This is a genomic window from Cupriavidus sp. 05T42, from assembly GCF_056396345.1.
In genome coordinates this window covers 1-18,718 of record NZ_JBFTLH010000019.1, presented here as the reverse complement: position 1 = coordinate 18,718, position 18,718 = coordinate 1, and the positions used below count along the sequence as shown (strand labels likewise).

Genomic DNA, 18,718 nt, shown 5'->3' with positions numbered 1-18,718 from the left:
CTATGCCGCTCCGTCCACATGATCGGCACGATCGGCACGATGCCAGCCCCGTACGGCGGCCTCGTCCACGGCCTCGTCGTCGCGGCGTTCCAGCCCCGCGCGGGCGTCGGCCCGGGCCCGCGCCACCAGTTCACGCGCCCCGACCAGCCGCCCATGGGCGCGCAGCAGCGCCTGACGGCTCTCCTCGAACACGGTGCGGCGGCGTTGGACCTCGTCCAGCGCCTCGGCCAGCCGCGTGTTGGCGCGCCCGATGCGGGCGTCGAAGGCGGCCTGCCAGCCCTGCGCGTCCAGCAGGCCGGACACCGACACCCCGCCCTGCGTGGCGCCATCGCGCAAGCGGGTGATAAAGGCGGCGCGCTCGGCCAGTGCGCCCTGCACGGCCTGCTGGGCGGTTTCGGCATCCCGCAGGCCTTCCATCACCCAGGCGCGGTGCTGCTGCATCACGCGCGTGGCGTCCTCGTGGCGACGCTGGCGCACCGATTCAAGCTGGGCGAGTCGCGGATCGTGGCTCATGGTTTCGCTTCCTGCCGGATGGCCTGCGCCAGCTTGGCGAGCGCCCCGGCAAAGGTGTCGAGCCGGATCGCCGGCTGGGTCAGGTAGGCGCGGATCGCGCCGATGGCGCCCACCGCCGCGTCGGCCACGGCATCGGCGCCGGGCCGGTACTCGCCAATCTGCAGCAGCAGCTCCATGTCCTGGAACTTGGCCAGCAGCTGGCGCAGGCGCAGGGCGTCCTGCTGATGCGGGCCAGCCGCCACCTGCGGCATCACGCGGCTGACCGACTGCAGGATGTCGATGGGCGGATACTGGCCCGCGCTGGCGAGCTTGCGGGACAGCACGATATGGCCGTCGAGGATCGAACGGACTTCCTCGGCAATCGGGTCGCTGTCGTCCTCGCCTTCGGTCAGCACCGTATACGCGGCGGTAATCGACCCCTGTACGCCGGTGCCGGCGCGCTCCAGCAGTTGCGGCAGCATCGAGAACACCGAGGGCGGATAGCTGCGCCGCGTGGGCGGTTCGCCGCCGGCCAGCCCGATTTCGCGCTGTGCGCGGGCCAGCCGCGTCAGGGAGTCCACCAGCAGCAGCACGCGCTTGCCCTGGTCGCGGAAGTGCTCGGCGATGGCCGTGGCGGTGTAGGCGCAGCGCACGCGCTCCATCGGCGAGCGGTCGGACGTGGACACCACCAGCACCGTGCGCGCCATGCCCTCCGGGCCCAGGCTGTATTCGATAAACTCGCGCACTTCCCGGCCCCGCTCGCCCACCAGCGCCACCACGTTCACATCGGCCGCCGAACCCCGCGCCAGCATGCCGAGCAGCGTGCTCTTGCCTACGCCCGGCGGCGCGAAGATGCCCACGCGCTGGCCTTCGCCCAGCGTCAGCAGGCCGTCGATGGCGCGCACGCCAGTGGCCAGCGGCTCGCGGATCAGGCGGCGCGTGAGCGGATCGGGCGGCTCGTTGTCGATGGGCACGCGCGTCACGCCCACGAGCGAGCCCTTGGCATCGATCGGCTCGCCCAGCGCATCGAGCACGCGCCCGAGCAGCGCGGCGCCGGCCGGGCATTGCGGCCCGTGCATCGCCGGCACCACCTCGGTCAGCGCGGAAATGCCGGTGATGCGCCCCAGCGGCGTCAGCACGGCAGTCTGCTGCATGAAGCCGACCACCTCCGCCAGCAACGGCGCCTCGCCCGGCGTGACCAACTGGCAGATCTCGCCGACATGCGCCTGGATGCCGGTGGCATGGATCAGCATGCCGACGGCCTTGCTGACGCGGCCACGCATCGCCACCGGCGTGAAATGGTCGAAGGCGCGGCCCAGGTCGGCGGCGGCATGCTGGAGCGCAGCCTGGATGTCGGCGGCGGGCAGTTCGGTCGCCATGGTCGTCTCCGTCAGCTAGCCTGCAGGCGCCGCGCGAACGCCTCCAGCTGGGCCTGGAGGCCCACTTCCATCGTCCCGGACGGGGTCAGGATGCGGCAGGCATCGGCTTCCAGGCTCCCTTCCACCACCACGTTGGCGCGGCGCGGCCAGTCGAGCGTCTCGGCCAGTTGGTCGAGCAGGCCGCGCACGGTCTGTTCGCGACCGAGCGGAATCTGGATGGTGATGAACGGCTCGGCGCGCACCAGCGCCTCCACGCGTTGCAGCGCCACTTCGAGGATGATGTCCGGGTCCAGCTCGCCCGCGATCTGCTGCACGGCCTTCATGACGATCTCGGCCATGGTGCGGCGCATGCCGGTGAGCTGCCGCTCGGCCTCGGCCGCCGCGCTGACCTGGGCCGCCGCGTGATCGGCCTGCGCGCGGGCCCAGCCGTCGCGGTAGCCGTGCTGGCGCCGCTGTTCGGCCTCGCGCTGGGCCTCGGTGCTGATGTGCAGCGCCTCGCGCCGGGCGGACTCGATGACCTCCGCCGCATCCATCAGCGCCGCGTACTCTGCCTCCTTGAGCACCTTGCGCTCGGACAGCAGCTGCAGGTTCTCGCTCGTGATCAGAAAAGCCAGTGCCATGCCGGGAACCGTTCGGGAATCAGGTTAAGCAGCAGGAGTTCGCGCAACTGCGCGGCCTGCGCGCGGGTCAGCGCCACGGGCGGCAGGGCCGCCAGCCGGCGCGGGAACTTGCGCATCAGCGCCTGCCGCAACGGGGCGCCGTAGCCGGCCATCAGGCCGCACAGCAGCCGGTAGCCACGCTCGGCCATCACACGGCCCACGCCGGGCGGGCGGGCGCGCAGCGGGGCGAGGTTCATCGGCAGTTCGCTGAGGTCCGGCACGCGTTTGAGCAGGAAGGCCACCGCCTGCGCGTCGATCCGCCGCGCCACACGGCGCATGGCGCGCGGCAGCTGGCCGATCAGCGAGCCGGCGATCGATTCGATATTGGCGAGCGGCGCCGGCACGATGCGGCGCTCGCTGGCGAAGCCGGGCTTGTGCACGGCCAGCCCCACCCAAAGTGCCAGCAGGCGCAGCGCGGGACGGTCCATCAGGACGATGCGCGGGAGGACATCGGCGCGGGCATCGCCATCGCCGGTCAGCACGCGCACGAGGGTGTCCCGGGTCACCACGTCGGCGGCAAGACCCAGTGGCGCGGCCAGCAGGTCTGCCGCCGCCGCGCCGAAACGCGCAGGCCGGCGCCACGCGAGCGGCCAGTCGGCGGGCAGCCAGCTCGGATGCAACTGCGCCAGCGGCCGTTGCAGCAGCCCCGCCACGGCCCGGGCCAGCGCGGCATCCGGCAGGGTCGGCGCCGCCGGCGCCAGCGCCGTGGGCAGCGCGGCGGCGGGCAGGCTCATGACAGGCCCCGCGACGGCGCACGCGGCGGCCAGCGCAGCCCGCCACGCTTCCAGGCCAGTGCCCCGGTGGCAATCAGCGCGGCGGCGAGCACCACCATCAGCGCGATCAACGCAAAGCGGCCCACCGGGAACGCCCCGGGCACCGCTGCTGCATGGGCGACGGGCGTGAACGGCCGCGCCTCCACCAGCGACAGGGACACGCTGTCATGCGTCACCCCCTCGATGCTGTGCGCCACCATGTCCTTGACGGTCGGCACCAGCAGCCGCAGGTCCACATCCGGCCGATGCTTGATAAAGACGGCCGCCGACGAGGGGCGGATCTTGTCGGAGAGCGGATCGGTGGCCGGAATCACCACGTGTACGCGCGCCGTGACCACACCATCGATATTGCGCAGCGTCTCGGACAGCTCCTGGGAGAGCGCATAGATATAGCGCATGCGCTCCTCGGTAGGCGTGGCCACCAGCCCCTGCTTCTGGAACACCTGCCCCAGCGAGGCGAAGCGCTCGCCGGGCAGCCCCTCGCTACGCAAGATCTCCAGCGCGGCGGGTAGCTGCGACTCCTCCACGCGCACGCTCCAGTTGCCGTCCTGGTTACCGCCCCCCGATTCGCCGGCGCGCGCTTTCTCGGCGTTGAGCCCATCGGCGGTCAGCGCGGCCAGGATCTGGTTGGCCTCGTTCTCGTTCAGGGAGGCGTACAGGTCCACCTTGCAGCCGGCCAGCGCCAGCGCGGCGAGCAGCGGCAGGGCCAGCCGCGCGCGGCACATCCAACGGGGAAGGGGTGCGGTCATTGCTGGTTCTTCAGCAGGCTGTTGAACAGGTTGGTGCCGGCGCTGCCGATGCTCGACGTGACGTGGATCGACGAAAACAGCTCGAGCGACTGGGTCTGGAGCATCATGGCCTGATAGACCACGTCGGAGGTGCTGCCGGTGTGGATGGCGGCGAACATGCCTTCGCGCATTTCCTGCAGCCGTGTGGCCTGCCGCGCGGCTTCCTCGCCGGCCGACACGTAGCTGGAGCGGATGGCATTGCCGAGTGTGGTGGACGACGGGTCGCTGGCGGCCTGCGCCGCATGGGCACCGCGCGAGCCATCGGCGGCCTGGCCGCCGCGCACCATATCGGAAAAGGTCTGGGCGTCGGCGGGGTTGGCCTGACTGGCGTGAGTCGGCGCGGCAGGCGGCGCCTGGTGCGCGGCCAGCGTGGCGGCGTCCGAGGTCGGGCCCGCGTTGCCCCCGGCGCCCGCTACGGCCCCGGTGGCGGCAATCGTGGTGGGATCCATGGTGGTTCTCCCTGTTTCGATTTGACGACGATTTGCTCCCCTCTCCCGCATGCGGGAGAGGGGCCGGGGGAGAGGGCCTGAGTCTCTCGAAGCGATATCGCCCCTGGAACCGCCTGCCCTCTCCCCCGCCCCTCTCCCAAGGGGAGAGGGGAGAACCCAATCGGCATTGCGAACGTCAGTTCGTGCGCGAGGTCTGCTTCACATCCTGCATGGCGCCCTGGATCAGGTTCGCCTTCTGCGTGTTGTGTGCCATCTCGCTGCTGACGACCGCGTTCTGGCGCGTCAGCGTGTCCTGCAGATTCAGGATGTTCACGGAGAACTCCTGCGCCTTCTGCTGGATCTCGTTCATCTTGGCGTTCAGGTCCACTTCATTTGCCATGGTTTGCTCCTTGGTGGGTTGACGACCTTCCGCCAGGCCCCCAAAGGCCGGCGGCATCTGCATCGCGTGATGCAAATTACTTGCGTTGCGGCGGCGCGGGCACCGGGCTGTCGCGCAGCACCACGCCATCCGCGTCGATTCGTTCGATTTCGGCACCGTTCTTGAGCACCGCCCCTTCGAAATACCGGCTGCCGTTGGCCAGCTGCACCGAGCGCTTGCCCTCGCCGTCCTCGGTGATGCTGACCACGCGCGCCGGAAACACGCCCTGCCAGTTCTCCATCTGGCCATCCCGCACCTGCCGGCGGCGGTTGTCCGCCGTTTCGCGGTAGTCGATGCGGTCCGTGACCAGCACGCCCGGGTGCAGGTCTTCGGTCAGCCGCTTGACCTTGTCGCGCCCGGCCGACGGATCCGCTGTGCCGCTGAGCAGCACGCGGCCCTGCCCCTGATAGGCGATGCCCACGCCGGGCTCGTCCAGATAGCGCTGGATGTGCTCGATCAGATCGTCGGCGGAACGGAGCTGCTGCTGCACGGCGCGGCCGTAGGGCGCCAGCGCCTGGGTCACGCGCTGGCGGTCCACACGTGAATTCACGAAGCCGCGCACCGCGACCGTGCCGTTGGGCTGCGAGACCACCTCCAGTTCGGGAAACGCTGCCACGGTCTTGCGTACCGCCGCCGGGTCCACCTGCGCGCCGGGCACCGGGGCGCCGCGCTGCGAGAGCGTGGCTGCGGCCCAGCCGGCGCCCACCAGCAGCACCGTGGCCGCCACACCCATCGCCGCCATCAGGGCGCGCCCATGACGGCGGGCCGCTTCGCCCTCGCCCTGCCCGTCCGCCTGCCGCTCGGCGCGGCGGCCCGACTCGGCCCAGGCGAACAGGGTGTCGGTGGCTTCCGTCGCCGCCGGCTGCGCGCGCAGCAGCTCCACATCGAGCGAGCCGATAGTCAGGATGTCTCCGCCGGCCAGCGCGAACACGCGCTGCGTGGTGGGACGGCCGTTGATCTCCACGGCGGCATCGCCCACGCGCTCGGCCGAGACCGCCACGTCGCCCACGTTGAGCACCAGATGGCGCGGCTGCACGTCGGCGCCGGGCACGCTGATGTCCACCTCGCCGGCGGCACCCAGCACGTTCTCGCCGCGCCGCAGCGTGACGAGACGGCCGTAGACATCGCCCCCGAGGAACCGGAGCGACCAGCCCGAGTTGCCCTCATGCAGGATGTCGGCCATTTAGCTCATCCCCGGCAGCACGAGGCGCGGCGTGAGCAGGTAGAAGCGCTCCATATTGTTCTGGCGCTTCTCCTGATACTTGAACAGATTGCCGATGATCGGCACGTCCTGCAGCAGCGGCACACCGGACGAGGCGTTGATGCGCTCCTCGGTGGTATACCCCGCGATCAGCAGGCTCTTGCCCTCCTCCACCATCGCCTGCGTGGTGATCGAGCGGCGCCGCACCACCGGAATGCGATCCACGGTTTCGCCCGACAGGTTGCCGTCGGCAATGTCGATGGTCAGCATCACCGCGCGGCTCTGGCTTTCATCGACCACCAGCGGCGTCACCCGCACCGCCGTGCCGGCGGTCACGTTGAAGAGGCCGGCGTCCTGGAAGCCATCCACCCGCACATAGAACTCCTGGAGGTTCTCCAGCGCGGCTTCGGTGTTATCCAGCGTCAGCACCTTGGGCCGCGCGACGAAGTTCGCCTGCCCCCGGTCCGCCAGCGCCTTGACCCGCGTGAGCAGGAAGCGCGTGACATCGTTGCCGATGGCGCCCGTGAACTGGAGGCCGGAAGCCGCCGACGCCGCCGTGGTGCCCGCCTCCGAGGTCAGGTTGCCGAAGGTCAGCGGCGCGTTGTTATTGCCCCCGCCGATCTGGAGGTCCACGTGCCGCGTGTGCAGGCGCCAGTCCACGCCGAGGCTGTCCAGGTCCTCCTGGCTGATGTCCATGATCGTCACCTCGATCTCGACCAGACGCGGCTTCACGTCCAGCGATTCGATCAGGCGACGGTACTGGGCCATGTGGTCGGGCGTGTCGCGCACGAGCACGGCGTTGAGCCGGGTGTCGGCCTGGAACTGCGGCAGTTGTCCGCTGCCCCAGGCGTTGCCCTGCACGTCGGCGGCGATCATGCCGTTCCCGCCCATGCTGTCGAGCACCTGGCCCGGATCGGCGGATGGAATGCTCATGCCGCCGCTGTCGCCGGTGCGCAGCTTGGCCATGCGCGTGGCGCCACGGCTGGTGCCCAGGCTCGGGTTCGAATTCGCCAGCGATCCGCGATTGCGGCCATAGAGATTGCGCAGCACGCTGACCACGCCGGGCACGGTCATCTCCTTGCCGGAGCGGTTGATGCGAAAGTCAGACGCCCACGAGTACTTGAGCGGGAAGAGCTGCACCTCGGCGCGGTCATCGGCGATGGAGCGATCGTCCACGGCGCGCACGGCGGCCCGCACCGTCTCCACATAGCGCTTGGGCCCGGAGACCATCAGCGTGCCTTCGGCGTCGTTGATGGTGATCGGATAGCGCGCATCGGGCACCTGCATCCGTACCAGCGACTCGCGCAGCCGCGTGCCGGCCCCGCGCGCAATCGGAATCACCTCGTTGCGCGCCTCGTTGGCCACGTCGATATAGAGCAGCGAGCCGTCGTAGTAGTACGTCAGCCCGAACATCGCGCAGACGCTGCGCAGCACGTGCTGGGCGGATTCGGTGAACTTGCCGCTGATGGTGCCCTCCACCTTCGGGTCGATCACGGCGGTGGTGCCCTGCGAGGCGGCCAGCTCGCGCAGGAAGTCCGGCAGCCGCTTGTCGCTGGCGGTGGCGGCGAACGGTTTGCCGGACCAGCGCAGGTCGGCCGCCTCCGCTGCCCCGGCCGTAGCCAGCAGGCACAGGCCCAGCAGCAGCGCCCTGCAGGTGCGCTGGATCTTGTTTCGGTGCTCCCCAGGGTGCGGCGTCATGTCGGCTCGGTCTCTTTCGGTTCTTGTGGAAGGTTGCGGAGCACTTCAGAGAAACGTCAGCATCGTTTGCAGCGCGCGCTGCGCAAAGCGCATCACTTCGCCGCCCAGCCAGCCGCCCAGCAGCACCAGCGACACCAGCACGGCAATCAGCCGCGTGGACGTGCCGATGCTCTGGTCCTGGATCTGCGTGACGGCCTGCAGCACGGCCACCACCAGCGCCACGACGGTGCCAATCAGCACCACGGGCAGCGTGACCCACAGCACCACCAGCAGCGCCTGGCGGGTGATGTCGAGGATGGTGTCGGCGGTCATGGCGGTCTTACTCGCTCGGCGGGTTCTGGATCCAGCCCACCGGCACCAGCGTCACGTCCTCGTCGACCTCCTGGTAGGACAGCACGGCGATACGCGGCGCCACGGGCTCGATCAGCCGTTTGATATAGCGCCGCACATCGGTGCTGACCACGACCACCACGCGCGCGGCGCCGGCTTTCTCCAGCAGCACGCGCAGTTGCTCGCGGATGTCGCGCGTCACGTCGTGGCTCAGCAGCAGAATGTTGCCGCGCGCCGCGCGCTCGATGGCGCCCTGCACGCGCGCTTCAAGCGCCGGTTCGAACAGCACGGCATCGATCGACCGTGCCGGTCCCACGTGACGGCTGGTGATCAGTCGGCCCAGGTCCACGCGCACCAGTTCGGTCAGCGCGATGGCGTCGGTCTCCTTCGGCGCCCAGGTCACCAGGCTTTCGAAAATCGTGCGCAGGTTGCGGATGGGCACGCCCTCCTGCAACAGGCGGCGCAGCACGTCGGTGATGCGCTGCAGCGGCACGACCCGGGCCAGTTCCATGACCAGGTCCGGTGCGTCGGCCTGCACCACGTGGATCATCGCCTGCACGTCCTGAATGCCGAGCAGCGGCGCCGCGTGCTGCTTGATCATGGCGCCGACGTGCACGGCCAGCACTTCCTCGCAGGACAGCGTGCGTACGCCCTCAGGCGGCGGCGCGTCGCCGGCGGGCGCGGGAATCCACACCACCTCCGGAAACGGGCCGAAGGGCACGCCGACCTCGGCCTCGCCCTGGTCGATACGGGCGCGCGCGCCGGGCTCCAGCAGCCGCTTGCCGGGGCGCAGCACGCCGGCCGACGCCACCACGTCCTGCACGCGGATGGCGTAGGCGTCGCGCTCGGCCAGCGGGCGATGCGCGATCCGCAGCCGGGGGAAGACCATGCCGAGGTCCGCCTCCACCTCGCCCTTGGTGGTGGTCATGCGCTGTTCGAACTGGCGCAGGTCGATGCGGCCCCGCAGGGCGTCGTCCAGCTCCAGCGCCAGCGCCGGGGCCACGGCGGCGGCATTGGCGTCCGCCTCCGCATCGCCCATCTCGATCCACGTAACCGTGCCGGTGCTGCGCGCGGCGCGGCGCATCAGCAGGTAGCCGCCGCCGGCCACCACGATGGCCATGATCCCGAAGGTCCACTTGGGGAAGCCCGGCACCACCAGGAACACGGCGATGGCCAGCCCCGACACCACCAGCGCCTTCGGCTGGCCCAGCAGTTGCCGGCCAATCACGTTGCCCAGGTTCAGCGAGCGGGTGCGGTCTTCATCGGACGAGACCCGCGTGATAACCACGCCGGCCGCGATGGACACCAGCAGCGACGGGATCTGCGACACCATGCCGTCGCCAATGGTCAGGATGGCGTAGCGCTGGAGCGCCTCGCCGATGCTCATGTCCCGCATCAGCGTACCGATGCAGATGCCGGCCAGGATGTTGACCAGCGCGATCACCACGCCGGCGATGGCGTCGCCCTTGACGAACTTCATCGCGCCATCCATCGCGCCATGGAGCTGGCACTCCTGTTCCAGCGCGCGGCGGCGGTCCTGCGCCTGGGCGGCCGAGATGGTGCCGGCGCGCACGTCGGCGTCGATGCTCATCTGCTTGCCCGGCATGGCATCCAGCGCGAAGCGCGCGCCGACTTCCGCCACGCGCTCCGAGCCCTTCGCGATGACGATGAACTGCACGATGGCGATGATCAGGAACACCACGCCGCCCACCACCACGTTGTTGCCGACGATCAGCTTGCCGAAGGTATCGATGATGTGGCCCGCGTTGGCGTGCAACAGGATCAGCTTGGTCGAGGCGATATTGAGCGACAGCCGGAACAGCGTGGTGAACAGCAGCAGCGACGGGAACGTGGACAGCGACAGCGCGGACGGGATATAGGTCGCCACGATCAGCAGCGTCAGGCTCATGCCGAGATTGATCGTGAGCAGGAAGTCGAGCAGGAACGTGGGCAGCGGCAGCACGAACAGCGCAATCACGGCGAACAGCAGCAGCGTCAGCGCGAGGTCTGACTGGCGCGACGCGACAGCGGCCATCTGCTGGAGCCCCGGTGAAGCGGGCCCCAGACCACCACGTGGGAATGCCGGAAGTTTTGCCGGGAATTTCGCCATGAATCAGCCCAGGTTGAGCGGAGTTTCGACAGTTGCCGCAGTGTATGGGCCACCTCCGGGCGCGACCAGTACCGAGGATTCGTAGCGCATGGCGCACACGCCGCGCCATGCGACGCCCAACCGCGCCACGGCGGGGGCTAGCGGATGCGGGCAGGTGGGGGCCTACAAGGGCTCGTAGTGGACGCGGCTGCACCCGGCTGCGTATCGTTGGCTCGAATCGAGTTGGCGCGAATTGACAGACACCCCTTCCATCCATCAACCGGGACCGACCGCACCGCGACATGCCATCGAACGTGGCCACGCTGGACACCGCGCCAGACCTGCCTCATGTGGAGGCCGACACCGCGCGCCTGATGAACTGGCTGACCTGCCGTGCCGCACCCGTGCCGCTGCGGCTGGCCGGTCATGACTGGCGCGCCCGCTTCGTGCCGCCGGACGGCGCCATCGCCGCCCGTACGGCGCAGGGCTATGCCTTCACGCTCGGCACGCGCCACGGCCGTATCTGCCTGGACGTGGCGAGCGAACGGACCCTGCTGGGCGTGCCGGGTGCCGCCGAGGCGCTACCTGTGCTGCTGCGCCACGCAATCATGGCCGATGCCTGCGCCGACGTGGCCGCTGCCGTTGGCGCCGTGCAGCCGGACGCGCTGACGTGGCATCCGGCGCCTGCCGCGTGGCCGTCGAATCTCGCCGCGCTCGGTGTGGAACTCACGCGCCCCGGCGCCGCGCCGCTGCGCGCGGTGCTGCAGTTCGAAGCGCCGGAACGGCTGGTGGCATTGCCCGCCGCGCCGCCCGCGCGGACCGCGCCGTGGCTGGCTGCCCTGCCGGCCCCGCTGGCCGTACGCATCGGCACCACCACGATCACAGTCGGCGAGATGCGAGAGATCGAGCCGGGCGACATCGTCAGCATCGAGCGTTGGCAGTCGCAGGCGGGCGCGCTGGTGGTGCGCTGCGCCACGGGCCAGCGCGGCATGACGTGGACCGCCGTGGCCGAAGGCCGCCGCGTGACGGCGCTGGACGACATCACCTTCCTCCATGGAGCCCATATGGCAGACACGCATCCCGAAGGACACCGCGCCGCCGAGCCCGGCGCGCCGGCCGACATTCCCCATCCCGATGCGGCGCAGGCGACGCTTTCGCACCTGGACGGCCTGGAGGTAGAACTGCGGTTTGAAGTTGGCGATGTGGCGGTGCCACTGGCCGAACTGCGCGCCGTGAAGCCCGGCTACGTGTTCGAGCTGCCCCAGCCGCTCAAGCAAAGCGAGGTGCGCATCGTGGTGAACGGCAACCGCATCGGCACCGGCACGCTGATCGCCGTGGGCAACCGGCTGGGCGTGCGCGTGGCGACCTTCGCGGCAGGCGACGCATGAACAACGGCCTCTACAATCCGGTACTGATCCTCACCGTCATCCTCGCCTTCGGCGTGGCGCCGTTCGTGGCGTTGATGGTGACCAGCTACACCAAGCTCGTGATCGTGTTCGGGTTGCTGCGCGCCGCACTGGGGCTCCAACAGGTGCCGCCCAACATGGTGCTGAACGGCATCGCCATCATCCTGACCGCCTACATCATGGCGCCGATCGGCTCCGACGCGTTCGACGCCATGAAGCGCCGCGCCGAGTCCAACGCCGCGTTCAACGTGGGGGACGTGGTGGTGGTCTACGACGCCGTGAGCGGGCCGCTCAAGGCGTTCCTGGTGAAGCACACCGAGGAACGTAACCGCACCTTCTTCGTCCAGTCGGCCAAGCGGATCTGGCCCGAGGGCCGCGCCGATGACCTCAAGGCGGACGACATGATGGTGCTGATCCCGAGCTTCACGCTCTCCGAACTGACGCGCGCGTTCCAGATCGGCTTCGTGGTCTATCTTGTGTTCGTGGTGGTGGACCTGATCGTCGCGGCCATCCTGCTCGCGCTGGGCATGTCGATGATCGCCCCGACCACCATCTCGGTGCCGTTCAAGCTGCTGCTGTTCGTGATGCTGGAAGGCTGGACGCAGCTGATACAGGGGCTGGTGCTGTCGTATCGGTAGCGGCTGGCAGCGGCCTGGCACAGCCCATGCATGCGCTGACGTCATGACCGCATGCGCAGATTTCGTTTCTCGCGTCATCGCGGCGCCCCTAACATCGGCCTGAACTGCCATAAAAGGGAGAGAGAGACATGCAAGCCAGCGCCCCCGCCTACGCGGCCGACCAACCCCGTGTCGGCGCCAGCCAGCGACGCCGCGCCATCATCGCCACGGTGATCGGCAACGGGCTCGAATGGTTCGATTTCACGGTGTACAGCTTCTTCGCCGTGATCATCGCCAAGCTGTTCTTCCCCACCGGCGACGAACTGACTTCGCTGCTGCTGGCCGTGGCCACCTTCGGCGTGGGCTTCTTCATGCGCCCCGTGGGCGGCATCATCCTCGGCATCTACGCCGACCGCGTGGGCCGCAAGGCCGCGCTCTCGCTGACCATCCTGCTGATGGCGCTGGGCACCACGCTGATCGGCATCGCCCCCACCTATGACCAGATCGGCCTGTTCGCGCCGCTGCTGATCGTGGTGGCCCGGCTCATGCAGGGCTTCTCCGCCGGCGGCGAGATGGGCGGCGCCACCGCCTTCCTGACCGAATACGCGCCGGAAAACCAGCGTGCCTATTACTCGAGCTGGATCCAGGCCAGTATCGGCGTGGCCGTGCTGCTCGGCGCCGCCGTAGGCACTTTCGTCACGGCCTCCCTGAGCACCGAGGCGCTCAATAGCTGGGGCTGGCGCCTGCCGTTCCTGCTGGGCATGGTGATCGGCCCCGTGGGCTACTACATCCGCCATCACCTGGAGGAAACGCCCACCTTCCGCGAGACCACCGACAAGACCGACTCGCCGCTGACCGAGGTGCTGCGCGACTACCCGCGCCAGACCGCCGCCAGCTTCTCGATGGTGATCCTGTGGACGGTCTGCACCTACGTGCTGCTGTTCTACATGCCGACCTACGCCGTGAAGGTGCTGAAGGTGCCGCAATCCACCGGCTTTGTCGCCGGCATGGCCGGGGGCATGGCGATCATGGTGTTCGCGCCCATCGTCGGCCTGCTGGCGGACCGCATCGGCCGCCGTGGGCTGCTCTCCGGCGCCGCCGCGCTGATCTTCGTGCTGGCCTGGCCGATGTTCGCCTACATCAACCACGCCCCGGGGCTGGCCTCGCTGCTGGTGTTCCAGGTGGTGTTCGGTGTGCTGATCGCCACCTATACCGGCCCGATCCTGGCCGCCTTCTCGGAGCTGTTCCCGGCCAAGGTGCTGTCCACGGGACTTTCCGTGGCCTACAACATGGCCGTGACGATCTTCGGCGGCTTCGCCTCGTTCTTCATCACGTGGCTGATCGCCACCACGGGCAGCACGATGGCACCGGCCTTCTACGTGATGATTGCCGCCGCCATCAGCTTCGTCGGCACGCGTCTGGTGCGCGAGCCCGCCTATCTTCGCAAGCATTGAACGGAAGTCTTTCCGCTACAGCCTCATGACTCAAATCCTGCTCCAGGGCGGCAACGTCCTCGACCCCGCACGCGGCACGGTGCTGCCGCGCCATGATGTCCTGATCGACGGCGAACGGATCGTCGAAGTCTCGGCCACGCCCATCCACGCGCCGCAGGCCACCGTGATCGACGTGACCGGCAAGACCGTGATGCCGGGCCTGATCGACTGCCACGTGCACGTGCTGGCCTCGCTGGCCAACCTCGGCGTGAACGCCGTGCAGCCCAACGTGCTGGTGGCCTTCCGCGCCATGCCGATCATGCAGGGCATGCTCGAGCGCGGCTTCACCACGGTGCGCGATGCGGGCGGTGCGGACTGGGGCCTTTCGCAGGCCGTGGCGACCGGGCTGATTCCGGGGCCGCGCATCTTCCCGTCCGGCAAGGCGCTCTCGCAGACTGGCGGTCATGGCGACTTCCGGCCGCGTTCGGACACGCTCGAGCCCTGCTCGTGCGCCTTCCGTGCCGGGGCCATCGCCCGCGTGGCGGATGGGGTCGATGCCGTGCGCCTCGCTGTGCGCGAGGAAATCCAGAAAGGCGCCACGCAGATCAAGATCATGGCCTCGGGCGGTGTGGCATCGCCGACCGACCCCATCGGCAACACGCAGTACAGCGAGGACGAGATCCGCGCCATCGTGGCCGAAGCCGAGGCGGCCCAGACATACGTGATGGCCCATGCCTACACCGGCCGCGCCATCACCCGCGCCGTGCGCTGCGGCGTGCGGACCATCGAGCACGGCAATCTCGTCGATGCTGCCGCGGCCCGCGTGATGCGCGAGCACGGCGCCTTCGTCGTGCCCACCCTGATCACCTACGACGCGCTGGCGCGCGACGGCGCACGCCTCGGTCTGCCTGCCGACTCGGTCGCCAAGATCGAAACCGTGCGCCAGGCCGGACGCGATTCGCTGGCCATCTACGCCGAAGCCGGCGTGCAGATGGGCTTCGGCTCGGACCTGCTCGGGGAAATGCACCAGTACCAGTCCGAGGAATTCCGCATCCGCGCGGAACTGCTCGGCAACCTCGAGGCGATTCGCTCGGCTACCTCCATCGCCGCCGCCATCCTCCAGCGCGACGGGGAACTCGGCACGGTACGCGCCGGCGCGCTGGCCGACCTGATCGCCGTCGATGGCGACCCGCTCACCGATATCGGCGTGCTGGCCGGCCCCGATGCCCGCATCGGGCTCGTCATGCAGGCCGGCCGGGTGCATCAGGCACCTCGCTAGTGCAAGACTCGGGGGACGAACGGTAAAACGTGTCGCCGCCCGGCGTGGGACTTATCATGGCGGCTCCTGCCGCCATGTTTTCGTTCCCCCATGCGCATCACACCCCTGCCGCCCCTGCCCTGCCTGGTCGCCTTCGAATCGACCATGCGCCACGGCAGCTTCACGCGCGCGGCCACTGAACTCCATCTCACCCAAAGCGCCATCAGCCGCCAGGTGGCGCAACTCGAGCGCTTTCTCGGCAAGAAGCTGTTCGTGCGCGAACCACGCGCGCTGCGGCTGACCGTGGCCGGCCAGCAGTACGCAGAGCAGGTGCAGCGCCTGCTGGTGGCCTGCGCCGAGGCCACGGAAGACGTGATGAAGCGCAAGGGGCACGTCGAGCTGTCGGTGGCCTGCTCGTCCGGCGTGGCGGTGCTGTGGCTGGCGCCCCGGCTCGCCGCGTTCCGCGCGCAGCATCCCGACTACCGCGTGCGACTCATCGTCAACGACAGCCTGGCCTCGCTGGCCGGCACGGACTTCGATATCGCCCTCTACTACCTGCGCGAAGGTGCCCCGAGCGGCCTGGCCGCGCGGCGGCTCTACGACGAGGAGGTCTTCCCCGTGTGCGCGCCCAGCTACCTGCACGGCCGCAAGCTGGCCGTGGCTGACCTGCCGAAGGAGACGCTTCTGGTGCTGGAGGACGCCCAGCGGCAGTGGATGTCATGGCCCACGTGGCTTACCCGCAATGGCCTGCGCGATCCGCGCATCGAACATGAACTGGTGGTCAACGCCTATCCGGTGCTCGTGCAGATGGCCATCGAGGGCCAGGGCATCGTGCTCGGCTGGCGGCACATGATCGACAACTGCCTGGATGCCGGCGTGCTGGTGCGGGCCTGCGATGCAAGCGCCTCGCTGGGCGGCGGCTACTACGCGGTCTGGCCGCGCGACCGCGTGGAGCCGGCGGCGGCGCGCTCGTTCCGGAATTGGCTGGTGGAACAGAGTGGTGCGCAGGCGTAGCTTGCCAATACGCCGCTAGGCCACGCCCACGCCCTTCCGCACCGCCTCCAGCACCTGCGCGACAACGCCGTCGCGCCAGTCATCGGCGTCCCCATAAAACGCCCGCCAGACCGCAAGCTTGATCAGCGCGCGCTGGTTCTCGTCAGCCTCGGGGTGGCGATGGAGCCAGTGGTCGCCGCGCAGCGCATCGAGAACCTCCGCCAGCGGCAGCGTGCCGAATTCGAGCGCGATACCCGCATAGTCGATGCTGCCCAGCGTCTGCGGCACCGCCTGCCACGCCAGCCCCGTGAGGTTGGCCGACGTCGACGAGCCGTCATAGATCGACGTCACACCCGCTCCCCAGATCTCGCGGGCCTTGGCGATTTGCGCGGGCTCGTCCGGCCCCATATAGATCGGCTCGCCATAGCCCCACGGGCCGAGGCCGGTGTGGATATCGATCCAGCGCAGCACCTGCCGGTCCGCGCCGAAGCGGGCCAGAATGCGCCGCAACGTGTAGTTGCTCCAGGCCGGCTCCTGCCCACCGAAAAAGAGCCCGCCCGGATCGTGATACTGCCCGGCGCTGACCGCCGCCTGATACCACCCCATCCCACGCTCGGCCGCAATCTTCATCAGCGCGGCCTGATCCGCGTCCGACGCCGGCCACTGCGCCGGCAGCAACAATGGGGCCACCTCCGCATACGGCGCGTTCGTCGGCAGCGGTTGATCGAAATCCATGAAATTGCGATTCAGGTCAACGTTGTCCTCATTGACCCGCCGCAGGTGCGAAAATCCGTACGGATTCACCGCATGCACGAACAACAACGCATAGCCGGCCTGGCGGCACTCGGCATGGAGCGCGGTATCGCCCAGCAAGGCCACTTGGGCACCGGATCCGCAAAACCCTTCGGCGCCGTGGGTGCCGGAAGTGATCATTAATACGCGCAGCGCATCAGCGGGGCCAATCCACGCCACGTCAATGGCGAGCACCTCGCCTTCGCTACCGGTCTCGGTGGGATGGGGGAATTCAGTCAGCGTGGCGCCGGCCTGGCGCGCTGCGGTGAGGAATTTCTGACGGGCTTCCGCGTAGCGCTGGGCAAAGCAGCGGGCGATGGGGCTGGCGCTGGCAGGCATGGCGGGGCCTGGAGGGAGTGGAGATTTGTTTATTTAACGCCATTTTTTGGGGGTGTGCCAAGGCTTACCGTGGAGGATGCCGAAGCCAGCATCCTCCCAACGACTTCTGTTACTTCGCGGCCGTCTTGACCTGATCGCCCGTATAGCTCAGCGACGAGAGATCCTCTTTTGCTTTTTCCGGCGTTTCCAGTTCCAGCACGACGCGACCAACCATCAGGCCCATCGACGGCGAACTGCGCATCTACTTGGGGGGCGCATGCACTGAGGGCAACCGATAACGCTAGCGCAAGATGGTGAAATCTCATCACAGATTCTTTCGCTTTCGAATAGTCTCAATTAATTTCGAGACAAAATTCTTGTAGCCGCACCTTCTGCAGAAGGTATCTTTTCTGTGCATTGAAGTCATCCAGATTCGTGGGTCATCCGTGCCGAGCGCGGTCAGGCCTGATCATGCCTCCCCTGAACGCGGTATGTCAGCTTTGTCTCCAGACAACTCTTATCTGATTTGGTAACAAGGCCACGAGAGCCGAGGTCCTCCCCATTTCGTCACAAAATTCCACTTCATAGGCTAGGTACGGGTTTTGGTGGACTTCAACCACTGTCCCCTTCATGCCAGCGCGCAGCCCTTCTTCGGGAATGTCTTCAGTCAATAGGACTACATCCAAGAGATTTGCATTAACCATGGTAATTACTTGACATACGCAGTTGTCAACCGTGGAACAGATGAACCTGGATCATAGATCCAGCCCGTACGAACCGGCACCGTTTTGCCGTTTGGACCGGTCACAGGAATGTCCACGGTGAACCGTTGCCCAAACTGATCCACCTTCCCAAGTGTGGCCGGGTACTTTGTTACTCCTTGCTGGAGTTGCGCTAGGAGGCCATCTGCGTTTGATTGATTGAAACCCAGTGCAGACTCAAAAACAATCGCCTTGTTACCGCCAACCGGATGGGTTGAATCTAGCGCATAACTGACGATCTTACGCGAGTCAATGACAGCATTCTCAGCATTCTTCAGTAGCCCCGCACCATTCGCACTGGTGGGCCCTCTGGAACTCCCTCCTCCATCTGAATCAATCCCGGTCACCCCCTTAATTGCTCCGAACAACGCAACATTCCCGATGATTGCCTTCGTCACAAAGACATCTACAGGGTTGGCCGAATCGCTTACGCCCAATTTGTAGCGCTGAAATGCCGCATCAAGCTGAGTAGCCGTATAGCGACTTCCTTGCGTCTCGCTCACCCGGCCCAGATAATCGCGTGCTGCCACGTCGGGATTTTGGTGTGAGATCGCCTGCCCGTATGCTTGCTGATATAGGCTTCGCTCCTCCTGCCTGGCAGATACACAATCTGCATTGCCACCGCACATGCCTGCGATCTTTGCATCGCTCAGCACTCCGACTTGCGCCTCCAGGAAGGCGGCGTTGGAGCGGCAGGACACCGGATCGACACACTCGCCCAACGCCTTTACATTGGCCTGAAAACGAGGATCCTTAACGTTCTGATATCGACTCGTAGCGTTATTGATCGCTTCATTCTGTGCCGCCAACCCTGCCGAATTGACGTCAGCACCCAGAAGCGCGCCCGCAGCCCCGCCTACAAGC

Annotated in this window: 19 protein-coding genes and 1 pseudogene; 5 read left to right on the top strand and 15 right to left on the bottom strand. The window is 67.9% G+C overall.

Annotated elements, in window-relative coordinates; genetic code table 11:
* From AC1EJR_RS21780 to sctV, 11 genes are all read right to left on the bottom strand, one after another.
* The gene (locus tag AC1EJR_RS21780; RefSeq protein ID WP_092297541.1) at nucleotides 1-513 is read right to left on the bottom strand and encodes a flagellar FliJ family protein; all 513 of its coding nucleotides are present in this window, start codon (nucleotides 511-513) and stop codon (nucleotides 1-3) included.
* Nucleotides 510-1,871, bottom strand: a complete 1,362-nt coding sequence (locus tag AC1EJR_RS21775; RefSeq protein ID WP_441590785.1) for a FliI/YscN family ATPase — start codon at nucleotides 1,869-1,871, stop codon at nucleotides 510-512. Before AC1EJR_RS21775 ends, AC1EJR_RS21780 begins: the two co-directional genes overlap by 4 nt.
* An 11-nt stretch (nucleotides 1,872-1,882) precedes the next feature.
* Nucleotides 1,883-2,491 (bottom strand): type III secretion protein, encoded by a 609-nt coding sequence (locus AC1EJR_RS21770; protein ID WP_092297535.1) that lies wholly within the window; start codon nucleotides 2,489-2,491, stop codon nucleotides 1,883-1,885.
* Nucleotides 2,473-3,264 carry a type III secretion system protein SctK gene (locus AC1EJR_RS21765; protein ID WP_477113698.1) on the bottom strand — a complete coding sequence of 264 codons (792 nt, stop codon included), beginning with the start codon at nucleotides 3,262-3,264 and terminating at the stop codon, nucleotides 2,473-2,475. The genes AC1EJR_RS21770 and AC1EJR_RS21765 overlap by 19 nt, the downstream gene beginning before the upstream one ends.
* Nucleotides 3,261-4,052, bottom strand: coding sequence for a type III secretion system inner membrane ring lipoprotein SctJ (gene sctJ / locus AC1EJR_RS21760; protein WP_255370902.1), 792 nt, complete (start codon nucleotides 4,050-4,052; stop codon nucleotides 3,261-3,263). The genes AC1EJR_RS21765 and sctJ overlap by 4 nt, the downstream gene beginning before the upstream one ends.
* Entirely contained in the window at nucleotides 4,049-4,540 is a 492-nt protein-coding gene (locus AC1EJR_RS21755) for a hypothetical protein (protein WP_092297527.1), read from the bottom strand. Before AC1EJR_RS21755 ends, sctJ begins: the two co-directional genes overlap by 4 nt.
* Nucleotides 4,541-4,715: 175 nt before the next feature.
* Complete coding sequence (locus AC1EJR_RS21750; protein WP_092297932.1) at nucleotides 4,716-4,919, bottom strand: hypothetical protein; 204 nt, start codon at nucleotides 4,917-4,919, stop codon at nucleotides 4,716-4,718.
* A gap of 76 nt (nucleotides 4,920-4,995) precedes the next feature.
* Nucleotides 4,996-6,141 (bottom strand): type III secretion system protein SctD, encoded by a 1,146-nt coding sequence (locus AC1EJR_RS21745; protein WP_477113697.1) that lies wholly within the window; start codon nucleotides 6,139-6,141, stop codon nucleotides 4,996-4,998.
* On the bottom strand, nucleotides 6,142-7,857 hold the full coding sequence (gene sctC, locus AC1EJR_RS21740; protein WP_477113696.1) for a type III secretion system outer membrane ring subunit SctC: 1,716 nt from the start codon (nucleotides 7,855-7,857) through the stop codon (nucleotides 6,142-6,144).
* A 45-nt stretch (nucleotides 7,858-7,902) separates the two neighbouring features.
* Nucleotides 7,903-8,169 carry a flagellar biosynthetic protein FliQ gene (locus AC1EJR_RS21735; protein WP_092297519.1) on the bottom strand — a complete coding sequence of 89 codons (267 nt, stop codon included), beginning with the start codon at nucleotides 8,167-8,169 and terminating at the stop codon, nucleotides 7,903-7,905.
* 7 nt (nucleotides 8,170-8,176) lie between these two features.
* On the bottom strand, nucleotides 8,177-10,297 hold the full coding sequence (gene sctV / locus AC1EJR_RS21730; RefSeq protein WP_092297516.1) for a type III secretion system export apparatus subunit SctV: 2,121 nt from the start codon (nucleotides 10,295-10,297) through the stop codon (nucleotides 8,177-8,179).
* 281 nt (nucleotides 10,298-10,578) lie between these two features.
* Here sctV and sctQ point away from each other — a divergent pair, with 281 nt between their 5' ends.
* From sctQ to AC1EJR_RS21705, 5 genes are all read left to right on the top strand, one after another.
* The gene (sctQ, locus tag AC1EJR_RS21725) at nucleotides 10,579-11,664 is read left to right on the top strand and encodes a type III secretion system cytoplasmic ring protein SctQ (protein WP_477147548.1); all 1,086 of its coding nucleotides are present in this window, start codon (nucleotides 10,579-10,581) and stop codon (nucleotides 11,662-11,664) included.
* Nucleotides 11,661-12,320 (top strand): type III secretion system export apparatus subunit SctR, encoded by a 660-nt coding sequence (sctR, locus tag AC1EJR_RS21720; protein ID WP_092297510.1) that lies wholly within the window; start codon nucleotides 11,661-11,663, stop codon nucleotides 12,318-12,320. The genes sctQ and sctR overlap by 4 nt, the downstream gene beginning before the upstream one ends.
* Before the next feature lie 128 nt (nucleotides 12,321-12,448).
* A complete protein-coding gene (locus AC1EJR_RS21715) occupies nucleotides 12,449-13,753 on the top strand; it encodes an MFS transporter (RefSeq protein ID WP_092297507.1) in 1,305 nt (434 codons plus the stop codon).
* A gap of 25 nt (nucleotides 13,754-13,778) precedes the next feature.
* Nucleotides 13,779-15,011 carry a metal-dependent hydrolase family protein gene (locus AC1EJR_RS21710; RefSeq protein ID WP_092297504.1) on the top strand — a complete coding sequence of 411 codons (1,233 nt, stop codon included), beginning with the start codon at nucleotides 13,779-13,781 and terminating at the stop codon, nucleotides 15,009-15,011.
* A 90-nt stretch (nucleotides 15,012-15,101) separates the two neighbouring features.
* Nucleotides 15,102-16,004 (top strand): LysR substrate-binding domain-containing protein, encoded by a 903-nt coding sequence (locus AC1EJR_RS21705; RefSeq protein WP_441590770.1) that lies wholly within the window; start codon nucleotides 15,102-15,104, stop codon nucleotides 16,002-16,004.
* A 15-nt stretch (nucleotides 16,005-16,019) separates the two neighbouring features.
* Here the strand turns inward: AC1EJR_RS21705 and AC1EJR_RS21700 are convergent, their stop codons facing one another.
* From AC1EJR_RS21700 to AC1EJR_RS21685, 4 genes and pseudogenes are all read right to left on the bottom strand, one after another.
* On the bottom strand, nucleotides 16,020-17,114 hold the full coding sequence (locus AC1EJR_RS21700; protein WP_441590768.1) for a M14 family metallopeptidase: 1,095 nt from the start codon (nucleotides 17,112-17,114) through the stop codon (nucleotides 16,020-16,022).
* 109 nt (nucleotides 17,115-17,223) lie between these two features.
* Nucleotides 17,224-17,355: pseudogene (locus AC1EJR_RS21695) on the bottom strand (DUF2846 domain-containing protein); the annotation flags it as partial.
* 232 nt (nucleotides 17,356-17,587) lie between these two features.
* Nucleotides 17,588-17,797, bottom strand: coding sequence for a DUF4926 domain-containing protein (locus AC1EJR_RS21690; protein WP_144194986.1), 210 nt, complete (start codon nucleotides 17,795-17,797; stop codon nucleotides 17,588-17,590).
* 5 nt (nucleotides 17,798-17,802) lie between these two features.
* On the bottom strand, nucleotides 17,803-18,718 hold a 916-nt coding region (locus AC1EJR_RS21685), incomplete at its 5' end, for a DUF6883 domain-containing protein (RefSeq protein ID WP_477147547.1).

Coding starts and splice junctions, on each gene's coding strand:
- sctJ (WP_255370902.1), bottom strand. CDS start 4,052: ATGACCGCACCCCTTCCCCGTTGGATGTGCCGCGCGCGGCTGGCCCTG.
- AC1EJR_RS21700 (WP_441590768.1), bottom strand. CDS start 17,114: ATGCCTGCCAGCGCCAGCCCCATCGCCCGCTGCTTTGCCCAGCGCTAC.
- AC1EJR_RS21745 (WP_477113697.1), bottom strand. CDS start 6,141: ATGGCCGACATCCTGCATGAGGGCAACTCGGGCTGGTCGCTCCGGTTC.
- sctC (WP_477113696.1), bottom strand. CDS start 7,857: ATGACGCCGCACCCTGGGGAGCACCGAAACAAGATCCAGCGCACCTGC.
- AC1EJR_RS21750 (WP_092297932.1), bottom strand. CDS start 4,919: ATGGCAAATGAAGTGGACCTGAACGCCAAGATGAACGAGATCCAGCAG.
- AC1EJR_RS21765 (WP_477113698.1), bottom strand. CDS start 3,264: ATGAGCCTGCCCGCCGCCGCGCTGCCCACGGCGCTGGCGCCGGCGGCG.
- sctV (WP_092297516.1), bottom strand. CDS start 10,297: ATGGCGAAATTCCCGGCAAAACTTCCGGCATTCCCACGTGGTGGTCTG.
- AC1EJR_RS21775 (WP_441590785.1), bottom strand. CDS start 1,871: ATGGCGACCGAACTGCCCGCCGCCGACATCCAGGCTGCGCTCCAGCAT.
- AC1EJR_RS21755 (WP_092297527.1), bottom strand. CDS start 4,540: ATGGATCCCACCACGATTGCCGCCACCGGGGCCGTAGCGGGCGCCGGG.
- AC1EJR_RS21770 (WP_092297535.1), bottom strand. CDS start 2,491: ATGGCACTGGCTTTTCTGATCACGAGCGAGAACCTGCAGCTGCTGTCC.
- AC1EJR_RS21690 (WP_144194986.1), bottom strand. CDS start 17,797: ATGGTTAATGCAAATCTCTTGGATGTAGTCCTATTGACTGAAGACATT.
- sctR (WP_092297510.1), top strand. CDS start 11,661: ATGAACAACGGCCTCTACAATCCGGTACTGATCCTCACCGTCATCCTC.
- AC1EJR_RS21710 (WP_092297504.1), top strand. CDS start 13,779: ATGACTCAAATCCTGCTCCAGGGCGGCAACGTCCTCGACCCCGCACGC.
- sctQ (WP_477147548.1), top strand. CDS start 10,579: ATGCCATCGAACGTGGCCACGCTGGACACCGCGCCAGACCTGCCTCAT.
- AC1EJR_RS21705 (WP_441590770.1), top strand. CDS start 15,102: ATGCGCATCACACCCCTGCCGCCCCTGCCCTGCCTGGTCGCCTTCGAA.
- AC1EJR_RS21735 (WP_092297519.1), bottom strand. CDS start 8,169: ATGACCGCCGACACCATCCTCGACATCACCCGCCAGGCGCTGCTGGTG.
- AC1EJR_RS21715 (WP_092297507.1), top strand. CDS start 12,449: ATGCAAGCCAGCGCCCCCGCCTACGCGGCCGACCAACCCCGTGTCGGC.
- AC1EJR_RS21780 (WP_092297541.1), bottom strand. CDS start 513: ATGAGCCACGATCCGCGACTCGCCCAGCTTGAATCGGTGCGCCAGCGT.